Annotated in this window: 13 protein-coding genes; 11 read left to right on the top strand and 2 right to left on the bottom strand. The window is 43.3% G+C overall.

Annotation, left to right across the window (positions count from 1 at the left end; all coding sequences use genetic code 11):
- The first annotated feature begins 44 nt into the window (after nt 1–44).
- Nucleotides 45–1,142 (top strand): histidinol-phosphate transaminase, encoded by a 1,098-nt coding sequence (gene hisC / locus MHB56_RS04945; RefSeq protein WP_076127634.1) that lies wholly within the window; start codon nt 45–47, stop codon nt 1,140–1,142.
- A 46-nt stretch (nt 1,143–1,188) separates the two neighbouring features.
- The gene (locus MHB56_RS04940) at nt 1,189–2,283 is read left to right on the top strand and encodes a prephenate dehydrogenase (RefSeq protein WP_036676253.1); all 1,095 of its coding nucleotides are present in this window, start codon (nt 1,189–1,191) and stop codon (nt 2,281–2,283) included.
- Between the two features lie 563 nt (nt 2,284–2,846).
- Here MHB56_RS04940 and MHB56_RS04935 read toward each other — a convergent pair.
- Both MHB56_RS04935 and MHB56_RS04930 read right to left on the bottom strand, forming a co-directional pair.
- Nucleotides 2,847–4,151: a CynX/NimT family MFS transporter gene (locus MHB56_RS04935; protein WP_341143342.1), complete on the bottom strand. Its 1,305-nt coding sequence runs from the start codon at nt 4,149–4,151 to the stop codon at nt 2,847–2,849.
- Between the two features lie 217 nt (nt 4,152–4,368).
- Nucleotides 4,369–4,935: a helix-turn-helix domain-containing protein gene (locus tag MHB56_RS04930; protein ID WP_076134680.1), complete on the bottom strand. Its 567-nt coding sequence runs from the start codon at nt 4,933–4,935 to the stop codon at nt 4,369–4,371.
- A 926-nt stretch (nt 4,936–5,861) separates the two neighbouring features.
- Here MHB56_RS04930 and MHB56_RS04925 point away from each other — a divergent pair.
- The 9 genes from MHB56_RS04925 to MHB56_RS04885 all read left to right on the top strand — a co-directional run bounded on the left by MHB56_RS04925 (nt 5,862) and on the right by MHB56_RS04885 (nt 12,388).
- Entirely contained in the window at nt 5,862–6,449 is a 588-nt protein-coding gene (locus tag MHB56_RS04925) for an RNA polymerase sigma factor (RefSeq protein WP_036676255.1), read from the top strand.
- Nucleotides 6,450–6,601: 152 nt separating this feature from the next.
- Complete coding sequence (locus MHB56_RS04920) at nt 6,602–7,048, top strand: hypothetical protein (RefSeq protein ID WP_051490909.1); 447 nt, start codon at nt 6,602–6,604, stop codon at nt 7,046–7,048.
- A 178-nt stretch (nt 7,049–7,226) separates the two neighbouring features.
- Nucleotides 7,227–7,814: a histidine phosphatase family protein gene (locus MHB56_RS04915; RefSeq protein ID WP_341143341.1), complete on the top strand. Its 588-nt coding sequence runs from the start codon at nt 7,227–7,229 to the stop codon at nt 7,812–7,814.
- Between the two features lie 89 nt (nt 7,815–7,903).
- Nucleotides 7,904–8,989 (top strand): hypothetical protein, encoded by a 1,086-nt coding sequence (locus tag MHB56_RS04910; protein ID WP_341143340.1) that lies wholly within the window; start codon nt 7,904–7,906, stop codon nt 8,987–8,989.
- Between the two features lie 245 nt (nt 8,990–9,234).
- Complete coding sequence (locus MHB56_RS04905; RefSeq protein ID WP_036676261.1) at nt 9,235–9,414, top strand: IDEAL domain-containing protein; 180 nt, start codon at nt 9,235–9,237, stop codon at nt 9,412–9,414.
- Between the two features lie 184 nt (nt 9,415–9,598).
- On the top strand, nt 9,599–10,018 hold the full coding sequence (locus MHB56_RS04900) for a DUF2487 family protein (protein WP_341143339.1): 420 nt from the start codon (nt 9,599–9,601) through the stop codon (nt 10,016–10,018).
- 239 nt (nt 10,019–10,257) lie between these two features.
- On the top strand, nt 10,258–10,812 hold the full coding sequence (locus MHB56_RS04895; RefSeq protein ID WP_076127525.1) for a QcrA and Rieske domain-containing protein: 555 nt from the start codon (nt 10,258–10,260) through the stop codon (nt 10,810–10,812).
- Nucleotides 10,813–10,817: 5 nt separating this feature from the next.
- Nucleotides 10,818–11,489, top strand: coding sequence for a menaquinol-cytochrome c reductase cytochrome b subunit (gene qcrB / locus MHB56_RS04890; RefSeq protein ID WP_036676266.1), 672 nt, complete (start codon nt 10,818–10,820; stop codon nt 11,487–11,489).
- Nucleotides 11,490–11,515: 26 nt separating this feature from the next.
- Nucleotides 11,516–12,388 carry a menaquinol-cytochrome c reductase cytochrome b/c subunit gene (locus MHB56_RS04885; protein WP_341143338.1) on the top strand — a complete coding sequence of 291 codons (873 nt, stop codon included), beginning with the start codon at nt 11,516–11,518 and terminating at the stop codon, nt 12,386–12,388.
- Nucleotides 12,389–12,465: the final 77 nt, after the last annotated feature.

Here is a 12,465-nt window from a genome sequence, read left to right as displayed (position 1 = left end):
TGTGTATAGTGGAGTAATCAACTATGGAGAGCGAGGACTATTGTATGAATCCAAAACCGAATATAGTTAATCTCCCTGTCTACAAACCAGGGAAACCTATAGACGAAGTCAAGAAGGAGCTTGGCCTAAGTGAGGTTATTAAGCTTGCATCCAATGAGAACCCGTATGGAGCTTCACCGAGTGCAAAAGAAGCAATTCTAGCAGAACTTGAGAATCTTTATCTTTATCCGGACGGCTCGGCCGTTGAATTGACTTCAGCACTTTCCAGCCGTCTTGGCGTGAATAACGACAATATTATTTTTGGCTGTGGCTCAGATGAGATTATTGCACTTATTGCTCGTGCCTTTTTCTTACCGGGTGATGAGACAATCATGGCGGACCAAACCTTCTCCGTGTATAAGAGTAACGCAGACATCGAAAGTGCGGTATCTATTGAGGTGCCACTTGTAAAAGGTACCCATGATCTGGATGGAATGCTGGCCCGTATAACGGACCGCACTAAGGTTATCTGGATCTGTAATCCGAATAACCCAACAGGTACGATTGTTCCAGAGGAAGCTTTGGTTTCTTTCCTGGATGCTGTGCCTTCCAATGTAATGGTTGTCCTTGATGAGGCATACTGTGAGTATGTAACAGATCTTTCATACTCCAACGGTATCCAGTTACTGACTCGTTACAAGAATCTGGTTGTGCTTCGCACATTCTCTAAAATTTATGGCTTAGCTGCATTGCGTATTGGATACGGTGTTGCGAGTCCTGAGATCATTTCGTTGATCAACAAGGTACGTGAACCTTTTAATACCTCACGGCTTGCTCAAGCTGCAGCTCTTGCTGCTTTGAATGATCAAGATTACGTACAGGAATGCCGTCGTCTTAATAGCGCGGGTATTGTCCAATTGCAAGGTGAATTCAAACGTCTGGGTCTAGAATCCTTCCCGGCACACGGGAACTTCATCATGGTAGATGTTCGTAAGCCTGCTACAGAGGTCTTTGATGCTTTGATGCGTAAAGGAATCATCGTAAGAGCGGGTCATCAGGTTTATCCGACTTATATTCGGGTTACTGTGGGCTCGGCTGAGCAGAATACAGCTTTTATCACCGCGCTGGAACAAACTCTTATAGAGAGTGGAGTACGCGCCTAGTAATAACAGCAAGTCAAGACTAAAGAAGGCAGGTAGTTCAAAGAACATGACGACAAAAATAGCAATATTCGGTGTCGGTCTGATCGGAGGCTCACTGGCCCTTTGCTTTAAAGGCAAGGAGGGCCTGACCGTCGTTGGCCATGCCCACCGTCCTGAATCCGCGAGTAAGTATATTAGCAGAGGTGTGGTCGATAGTGCCACATTGTCTGTGGAGGAAGCGGCAATCGATGCCGATTTCATTTTTTTATGTGTGCCGGTGGGTATGCTAGAGGATTATTTGCAGCAGTTAAGCAAATTGCCGCTTAAGCCCGGCTGCATCATTACAGATGTTGGAAGTACGAAAGCTAGTATTGCCGCATGCGCGGTCTCTTTGGATATTCCTGGAGTACATTTTATCGGCGGTCACCCTATGGCAGGATCAGAGCGTTCAGGTGTTGAGGCAGCTTCATCGCTGTTGTTTGAGAATGCCTATTACGTATTAACGCCTCCACCGGGAGTACCAGACGAGGCTTATCATGCGTTGGAGTCCTTACTCCATCTTACTAGAGCGCAGATTGTACGCCTTAATCCAGAACGTCATGATGAGATTGTAGGCGCCATTAGTCATTTACCACATATTATTGCCGTTGCGCTGGTAAATCAGATTAAAGCTTATGATGATACGGACTCCTTGTATAGTACGTTAGCTGCAGGGGGCTTTCGGGATATTACACGGATTGCGTCCAGTGATCCAATTATTTGGCGTGATATCTTGTTAAACAATCGTTCGGTGATGCTTCGTTTGTTGAAGGATTGGAACGAGGAAGTTTCTTCTTTTGTTCGTTTGCTGGAAAGTGAAGATGGTGTAGGGATTGAAGAGGCATTTCATGAAGCCAATGGCTTCCGTAGTCAATTGCCTGAACGGCGTAAAGGTATGATAGCACCTTTATTTGACCTACATATTGATGTACCGGATCATCCGGGGATTATCGGTCGTATTGCTACAGAGCTGGGGGATCAAGGAATTAACCTTAGCAACGTACAAATTATCGAAAGCCGTGAAGATGTGCCGGGGATTATGCGTCTCTCTTTCCGTCAGGAGAACGATATGGAGCGGGCGAAGATCCTGTTGCAGCATCATGATTATACGGTATACGTGTAGTATAAAGTTCGCTCGGGTTCATTTTCAAATCATAATAAACAGTAAAACAGCGATTCTCATGTGAATAGAGAATCGCTATTTTTTTGGTTTGTTGGTTTGTTGGTTGCTTACTTCAACATGCCGCCGTCAGTATCGTTATCGGCATCGCCATAAATACCACCGTCAGTATCGCCATCGCTATAAGTACCACCGTCAGTATCGCCATCGGTATCACTATAAGTACCAGTATAAGTACCACCGTCAGTATCGCCATCGGTATCACTATAAGTACCAGTATAAGTACCACCTAGTACTTACGGACCCTAATGACGTTATTTGCTCGTTTTTTGCCTTTGAAGCAGTCTTTCGGACTCCACTGACACTATTTCACATGAAGAGGCTTATATTGGGTGTTTTTCGTACCAATAGCTGCTATGCGGTCCGTTAGCATCCCAAATGTGGATTAATACTGCGTTTAAGGTCAGCTGTGTCCGAAAGCGTCTTCGTACAAGCTAAATGTTATTGGATCAACGAAGAAAAGAAAGGAGTGCCGCAAAAAGCTTCCGGATTAATACCCGAAGACTCTAATTTAGGTTTGGTTTGTTGCAACTGTTCCCCAACTCGCTTTCTTCATTTCGATCAGTATTTCTTCCAAGAAATTCTCTGGTATTTGAGTTTGTTTCTTCGTAACTAGCTTGGCTACCTACAAAACGATTTCTTGCTGCTCCTAGACCGACAATAAAGAGTAAGACCGAAGCGCCAAGCAGTATGAAAAGTGGCTGGTTCCAACTATTTGTGGTGTCATGTAGATATCCTATAAGGGCAGGACCGATTGCGGCAAGCAGATATCCGATCGATTGCGCCATACCAGACAGTTCCGCTGCTTGATGCGCATTTTTAGTACGCAAACCGAAAAACATCATGGACAAGCTAAAGGCGCAGCCTCCACCAATTCCGAGTATGATGATCCACAACAGAATGATGTTGGAGCTTCCGTAAAGCAGTCCTAGCGTTCCCGTCAAAAGCAAAATGGTTGTGATGAACACTAACGAACGTTGATTTGACATTCGCCCTGCAATAACGGGGACAATAAAGGTAAATGGAAGCAGTGCTAACTGCATTATTGAGAGGTACCATCCTGATTGGCTTGAGTCAATGCCTTGCTGTTTTAAAATTTCAGGCAACCATGCGATCAGCACATAGAAAATCATAGACTGCATCCCCATAAACAAGGTTACTTGCCAGGCAAGAGGGGAACGCCAAACATTCACATCATTGCCGGCCATCTGTTGACTCGTCGAGGCTGTTTGCTTCGTATGCTTCCTTAATTGAGGCAACCAGCAAAGGATCGATACAAAGCTTAGGATCCCCCAAATTCCCAATGCACCCTGCCATTTTAAACCTGCGTTTGCAGCTAGCGGTACACTGATTCCCGAGGCGATCGCTCCAGATAAACTCATTGAAATTGCAAATACACCAGTCATGGCACCGATTTTATTAGGGAAATCGCGTTTGATTAAACTTGGCATTAATACATTACAAACGGCAATTGCAAATCCAAGAATTGCAGTTCCAATATACAGATTTGCAGCCCCAGATAAAGAACGTATTACAATACCAACAGTCAAAAAGATCAGGGCAAACAAAATTAAAAGTTCAACTCCATACCTACGTCCTAGTTTTGGTACTAGAGGCGATAATAAAGCAAAGGTAAGTAAAGGTACCGTTGTGATCAAGCCTGCTAAAGTATTGGAAATATGAACGTCATCCCTTATGAGACCCACTAAAGGACCGACCGAGGTTAAGGGAGCACGTAAATTTGCGGCAATAATAATAATGCCGAGTAGTAGCAGCCCTAAAGATGATGGTACGAATTTTTTATTCGGCATTCTTCATTTTCCCTCCCAGAATTAATGCGTACTAATATCCGCGCGGACAATGAAAGTATAGTATAATATATTAAATTTAACAATAAGTATTTTAAAGTTTACTTTATTGAGATGTTTCTATAACTTGAAATGCTTATATTAGATAAAAAAATACAACTCAGAGTTTCCATATAGAATGGAATACTGAGTTGCATTTTATAGGTGAAATTTTCGACTTTTAGAAACCATATTTTAAGGAGATATGGAGCACTGTTTCGCTATTCGTATGATTGGTATAAGAGTGAGGGCGATCTGCACGAAAACTGATCGTATCATATTGATTCAATGTATACATCTCTCCATCGACTCGAATTTCAATGGAACCAGTCATTACTGTCGCAATTTCAGTTGTATTCACATGATGACCTTCAGGGTGATACGAACTATTTGGCTGTAAGTAAGCCCGACACATTTCAATATCGTTGCTTACGTTTTTAAAGACGGGTTCTATGATCCAATTCTTTTGATCATTAGAAAACCGGAGGCCTTCGCCTGCTCGGTACAAACTAACAGGGTCTTCAGATTTGAACAAAGCTAATAGGGGCAAAGATATGCCTTTTGAAATTTTCCATATTATCGCCAAAGTTGGATTTGTCTCGCCACGTTCGATATTCCCCAGAGTAAGTTTGCTTACGCCTGTTAATTCCGCTAAGTCATCTAAGCTCATGTTTTTTTCTTTTCTGTACTTTTTCAAGGCACCGCCGATTTGTAGTACCAGTTGTTTTGAGTCATCGATTTCATCCATTTCAAATTCACCTCAACAAATAACTTTATAGCTAGTATATTGTTTATCCTGACTCTTTTCCATACGATTAGGATTAGAGGGTGGATTACACACGCAGCTAGACAAAATCTGACGTCTATGTAACGAACCTGCCCGTAGGTTTATCACCGTCCCCGGTTAAATCCTTTATTTTTGCAAAAGGAAGGATACCAATGGGGTGAGCGCAGAGGAGGCTATATTTGTAGTGATCATCCAATGAATGACGTACAAGAGAGCAGTAACGCAGGGCTGCAAGACATTTGGAAACGGAATGAGCATATCCCTCTTCAAGTGGACGTAGACGGGGTAATAGATAATTGTGGGGATTTGTGGAAGCTAATTCACTCGCTATAGTAAAATAATCTATTATAGATCATCTAAAAAAAAAGGTAGAGCGCTTTCAGGACAAAAAAAAGACCGCTTACAAAGTAAGCGGCTACAGTTCACAATAAATTGGAACCGTTAAGTATTGGATAGGAGTGGAGAGAAACCATACTGTACTTTTATTATATGTATACGTTTACATTTTGTCAACAGTTTTTAAAAATTGATAAATGTGTTATTTTTAAAGCCGGATTCTAAGTCAGAAATCCAATGTCGGGTCTTGTTGGCGAGTGGACCTATCTTAAGTCTATTAATGTCATCCTATGAGAATATGTGGTACAATAGAGCAGGTATGTTTCTAGATTCGTTTCTATATTTATGTAAAATTAGAAGTATGCCTTATTTCTTTTTGTCTTCTTCATATACATCATGCCTTAATTATCGGGTAGTTGAATATACATAGGTGTATTTCATAAAAAACTAAAAATTTGCAGTAACACCGCAACTTTTAAAGCCCAAACCGGTATAATAAGTACGGACCGGATGGGAAAAGACGTGCAAGGGCGAGGAGGGCCAATCTCACCATGACGGATTCCCAGTTGATCCAGCAAATCAAACAAGGAAACACAGAATTATATTCAGAATTAATGCGTCGTTATCAACGTAAAATACTAGCATTTGTATATCATATGCTTAGAAATTCACATATGGAGCTTATCGCAGAGGACCTTTGTTCGGAGACCTTCTACAAGGCATTTCGTAGCTTGCATTCCTTTCGAGAGGTAGATGCTTCATTCTCAACATGGCTGTACACTATCGCCCGCAACACTGTGCTAAGTGAGCTTCGCAAGAACCGTGCCGGTAATGTATCTCTGGAAGAGAGTGGATATACACCAGTAGCACCGTTTGAAGTTGCACCCGAGCAGGCTGCATTGCGCAATGAACGGATGAATTTGGTCCGTGAGGCGATAAATAATCTTCCCGAAAAACAACGCTCTGCACTTATCCTACGTGAATATGATCAAATGGACTATCAAGAAATCGCAGAAATTTTAGATCAGAGTGTAAGCTCAGTGAAATCATTATTGTTTCGTGCCAGGAGTAGTGTGAAGCTTCAACTCGAATCCTATTTCAATGAGCCTGAAGTTGAAGAGCAGGTTGAGAGGGTGTAAGGCGAATGAATTGCAGGGAAGCGCAAGAATGTATTCCGCTCTTGTGGGACGCTCCCCCCACACATCCTAGGCGGATTTTACTTGAAAGACATATTGAAACTTGTCCTTACTGCGCTGCAGAATGGGCTCTATGGCAAGAGAGCAGCCTGCTTATGCAAGATTTGAGGGAAGAGATCAGTGAAGAGCGTGCTGAAGCCATAAATGTTAAAGTCATGGAGCGGATCTATTTAGAGAGTCCATGGTTGATGCCCGGTGACGGGAAATCTGCAGGGACCTCTGCTATTGTTCGCCATCGGCTTAGCTTATGGATCGCATGCTTTCTGGCAATATTTCTGTCCAGCGTTCTTTATTTTACGATGTTCAGAACTCCAGGTGATGCAGTTGTTGCTCAGAGTGGAATTGTGGAGACAGGTGTCGCTGGATCCTCGATGGAATGGCAATCAACGTATCCAATTTTGGGCTCTGAAGGTGGGATCATTGAACCCCTTGTAGTAAGTATGGGACCCACTCATCCTCAATACTGGATGATGTTATCGATGTTAGGTGTAGGCTTTGCAGTATTTTCATTAACTAGGCTGAATCGTTATCGCCGATCATAGAGGGTTATTAGACGTATGTCTTTGCTTCCGTTGTTTATAATATTCAGAACATTGAATGAGTCCCTTTACTTAATGTAATGAGGGGCTTTTTGCATTGTAAAACTCATAAAAAGAAGACTTTTTATTTCATCCATGTTACATTAAGAGACAAATACTTTGCTGAAAAGGGGGAGGCAACATGCTAATCGGCTTGATACGCCATGGATTGACGGACTGGAACGCGATAGGGAAAATACAGGGACAAAGTGATATTCCACTTAATGATGAAGGACGGATGCAAGCTGCAATGCTTGCTGACCGCTTATTACAGGAACCGTACAGCTGGGACTGCTGCGTTACTAGTAATCTTTCCCGCGCTGCTGAGACCGGTAAGATTATTGCTGACAAGTTAGGGATTCCGCTATTAGAACCTGATCAGCGTATCCGGGAACGTGCTTATGGGCAGGTAGAAGGGCTTACTGCCGCAGAACGTGAAGAGAAGTGGGGTAAGGAATGGGGTCAGCTCTCCCTCGGTCAAGAAACCGACGAACAGCTTCAGGCTCGGGCTCTTGCTTTTATGGAAGATATTTCTGCATTGCATCCCAATCGGAATATACTCGTCATATCCCATGGAGGATTTCTTGCTCAGCTGTATACTGCTCTTTACAAGGATAAGTATTCTGAACGAATTGGCAATCTATCCTTGACGATTCTGGAGAAGAAAGAGCGGGAATGGAACCCTATTTTATATAATTGTACTCGCCATATCCTGCAAAATCAGCATTAACCCGGGCTTCGGGTTATTTTTTTTGCAATAAAGGGAATAAAATAGGCAGTATTCCCCATAATGGTAGTAAAACGGTGAGGCGATAAAACATGAATCTGGCGGATATGCTTACTTATGCAGATATTGGACAGCTGACCGCCATAGCGGGCCGCTACCGGTGTGAATGCAAACAGAATTCCAAACACGACTTGATCCAAAGTATTTTGATTATGCTTGGAAGCAGAAGTTTTATGGAGTCTCATATCCGGGAATGCGCTCCGGAGGATTTACGGTTTTTGAATACATTGCTTTTTGATGAACGCACCTACTTTAGTCTTGAGGATTTGTTGGCTGTGGCAAGGCAAGCGTCCTTTGATACACCTGAAGGAAAAACTGGAGGTTTCCGGGAGATGGTCTCTCGCTTTAAAAGTGGAGGCTGGCTCTTTAGTGGTTCCTCGCAGCAGACCAGATATTTGTACCAGGTACCCAAAGATTTAAAAGAGCGTTTCCGGGAGACGATGAGTGCACATATCAAAGAGAAAATCGCAACTAGCCCTGAACCTGTGATGTATCGCAGTGAAGGAGAATTAATGATCAGTGATCTGGTAATGCTGCTGAGATATATTAAGGACAATGAGCCAGAACTGAATCAGGAAGGGGCAATGTATAGGCGTTATCAGCAAGGTGTGATGAACGCGCTTCATATTCCAGAGGAGCTTCTTAGCAAAGGCGGCTGGAGGTTTGGTTATGGGAGAGCTTGTGAGCATTATCCTCCAAGATTTGCGCTTTTGTATGACTATATTCGTCACCGCCGCTGGATCTCTGAGGAAGGCTTCCGGCTAAGGCTTACTGCGACCGGTGAGGCTGTGTTAAACGATGGAAAATGTGATTCGTTGATGCAGATATTCTCTTTTTGGTTAAGACTATATAAAGGGGCTGTGCCAAATCTACCTTCACTTGTGTATTGGATAAGCATCAGCGCCGGTAATTGGGTGACAGTACCTTCTTTAGTGGATGGTGTGGGGTGGCTAATTAAACCGTTTTATTATGACAGTGCTGCTTCTATTCTAGAGCAACGTATAATACGGATGATGGTGCACCTAGGGATGCTTAAATTGGGCGAGACTTCTGGTGGACTCGCTGTGATGATGACGCCATGGGGGATAGAGACAGCCGTGCCTAAGTATCTTCGGTAGAGGTGCGTGTGCGAAATGCTTATGGGGATTACATACGCAGATGTAGGAATCCGTTATTGTTGCTGATGGGTACAATAGAGGAAGTATTGAGCGGAATGGGCAAATATGTAGAACGAAGACAGGATTGATGAATATGCTTTAGTAGGTGCCGATTCTCTTGAAACCGAAAACATAATCATCTTGATGGATATCAAAATATCAAATAACAAGAAAAAAGGATCTCTTAAACAGCGGAGGTGTATCGAATGGACAAAATGAAGGCTACGTATGAAGTGATGCTAGGACTTGCGGCAGAAATGGTGTGGGATGAAGCGCTGCGAAAGCGTCGCTCCGACATCTTGCACCGTGAGATTGACACGGCGCTGGCTACCGGAGATGAGATGGCTTTCCGAAATCTTACTGAGGAACTTAAAAGTTTGGCATAAAGAAATGCGCTTAGCGCATTTCTTTTTTTGCTTATAATCTACTCAATTTGCTTAATCGAACGAAAATATAAAATCTAAATCTGGACGTTCCTCCTCCTCCTTCAATATAATGGGTTCTATAACTTCAGGAAGCTTTGCGAAAGACCGGAAGAATTAACAATTATACATAGGGAGATGAATGGGAATGAAATTCAGCGATTTTGAAGTGGACACTTGGGAAGAAAATCAAAAATTCTATGATACATGTCTCATACCTTTTACAGGATTAAGTGGACTTGAGAGTCCTCCTGAGACTGTTCAGGCACTCGAAAGATTACGTAATTTCATGGATATGGTGGAAATACCGTTCAAGGGGCGGATCGTGACTTACCCAGCCATTCAGTACGCTGGAGAGGGCTATGTGAATTTAATTAATGAGATTTGCCAAAAAGTCAAATCCAGTGGTTTCCAGCATGTAGTGGTGTTGACAGCGGATGTACCTCTCCAAGAAAGCCAAATCTATGAAAGCGATTTAGTTCTCTCTCTGCCTATCATTGAGGCTTCTCAAGAAGGGAAGAATAACAGTGAGATTAGTATGAAAATTCAAGACATGTGGCGGGGATGAACTCCTTATAAATGTGACAGAAAATCAACAATTATATGTTGAAACCGCTTTTTAGCCTGTCACAAATTAGACAATATTCTTGACGGGTTTTGGAGCCTAAGCTATTATTAGGTTGAATCCAAATGGTATGTGATGTATTTCATTGAAAAGATTTGAAAACGGATTATTTATATTGAGACATCTCTGATCGGACACCACAGATACTTTCTTATATCTTGAGAAGGGGGTTATATAACAGTATGAGCAGCCATAATGAACAACAGGAGACATGGCCTGAACAACCACCCAGCCGTAAAGAGATGTCGCGCAGGCAATTTTTGACCTACACGCTTGGTGGCGCCACTGCTTTTATGGGGGCGGGTACAATTCTCCCCATGGTCCGTTTTGTCGTGGATCCGATATTACATAAGAAGGGTGCTGGAGATTTTATCAAGGTTGCTGAGATAAGCAAAATCACCGAAGAGCCCCAGGAATTTACTTTTGAATTGAAACAGAAGGACGGATGGTACGACAGTACAGCGACACTCACTGCGTGGATCCGGAAAGACGCGAAGGGTGATATTTATGCGCTTTCACCGATCTGTAAACATTTGGGATGTACGGTCGGGTGGAACAACGATAAAGCTCATCCTGACGAATATCACTGCCCATGCCACGGTGCACGTTATACAAAGCTTGGCAAAAATCTCGAAGTTGCTCCTAAGCCGCTTGACCAGTATAAAACGAAATTCGATAACGGGTGGGTGCTTTTGGGAGACATTGTGCCAAATACAGTAGCTCGTGAGGAGGCGTAGTTCTGATGTTTAAAAATGTCTATAACTGGATTGACGAACGTCTGGATGTTACGCCGATTTGGAGAGACGTGGCCGATCACGAGGTTCCTGAGCATGTTAATCCGGCCCATCATTTCTCTGCGTTCGTGTATTGCTTTGGCGGACTGACCTTTTTTATTACAGTCATTCAGATTTTATCAGGTATGTTCTTAACGATGTATTATGTTCCGGACATTATTAATGCTTATGCTAGTGTTGAGTATTTGCAGACAAGTGTTGCATTTGGACAGATTGTCCGCGGGATGCATCACTGGGGCGCAAGTCTAGTAATTGTTATGATGTTCCTTCATACAATGCGCGTCTTCTTTACAGGCTCTTACAAAGCGCCGCGCGAGATGAACTGGGTAGTTGGAATGCTGATTTTCTTCGTAATGTTGGGACTTGGTTTAACAGGTTACTTGTTGCCTTGGGATAATAAAGCTTATTTCGCAACAAAGGTAACTCTTGAAATAGCCAATTCTGTTCCAGTGATGGGGCCGGTGCTGAAGGAACTGATGCAAGGCGGAACGATTGTTGGTGCCGAAACCTTAACTCGTTTTTTCGCATTACATGTATTCTTCCTCCCAGCGGTGCTTCTTAGTCTGCTCGTAGGACACTTTATTATGATCCGCAGACAAGGGATTTCCGGACCGTTGTAAGTTAATCTGAGAGAGGAGGAATACGGATGGCGCATGGAAACAATTCTAAGGAAAAGGTTGTATATGTCGGTGATTCCAGAGTTCGCAGAGGGAACGGATTTATCACACCTCCGGACTACACGGCTTACCCCGGCAAATCGGAAGCCTTTATCCCTAACTTTCTACTGAAGGAATGGATGGTCGGAGTCGTTGTACTTGTAGGAATATTAGTACTTACTATTTCAGAGCCAGCTCCGCTAGGGTTTCCAGCAAATGCTAGTGCTACGGTTATCCCGATTCCTGACTGGTATTTCTTGTTCCTCTATCAGTATTTGAAGCTCCCATATGCTTCGGGCGATTATATCGTTCTGGGTACACTAGGAGTTACTGGTGTGGCTTTTGGTTCACTTCTGTTGGCTCCTTTTCTGGATACGGGTAGAGAGCGTCGCTTTTACCGTAGGCCGATTGCTTCATCTTTAATGTTCTTGTCACTTGCAGCAATTGTTTATTTGACCAATACAGCCTGGACTGAATACAAACATGAAATGGCTGAAACGGGTCAGATTCCTGAAGATGTTCAAAGGGAAGAAAAGGCGGCGGAGAACAGGGCAAAGGGTCTTCCGACCTCCAGTGCCGTTAAGCCAAAAGAAGTAGCGATTGTGGACAAGGATGATCCTGCTATGGGGCTCTTCAAGCAAGCCACTTGTATCTCCTGTCACGCAGCGGATTTGAAAGGGGCGGGCGGACCTTCACTTCGTGGAGTTGGAGACACCCATGACAAAGAAGCAATCCTTACTATTATAAAAGAGGGTCAAGGGCAGATGCCGAAAATGTATGATACCGCCTTGGGCGCAGGTCTATCAGAAGAGGATATTGATACATTGGCCGGCTGGCTTGCCAAACAAAAAAGCGAACAGTAAAATAATGATAACGCAACCTGATCGTGCATGCGGTCAGGTTTTTGTATGTCTAAATGCAAAGTGCCATTACTTGGGGA

Origin of the sequence: Paenibacillus sp. FSL H8-0315 (genome assembly GCF_038005365.1) — a bacterium.
GTDB classification, from domain to species: Bacteria; Bacillota; Bacilli; order Paenibacillales; family Paenibacillaceae; genus Paenibacillus_AQ; species Paenibacillus_AQ odorifer.
Note: the sequence above shows the minus strand (reverse complement) of the source record. Positions and strands in the feature narration are given on the sequence as shown.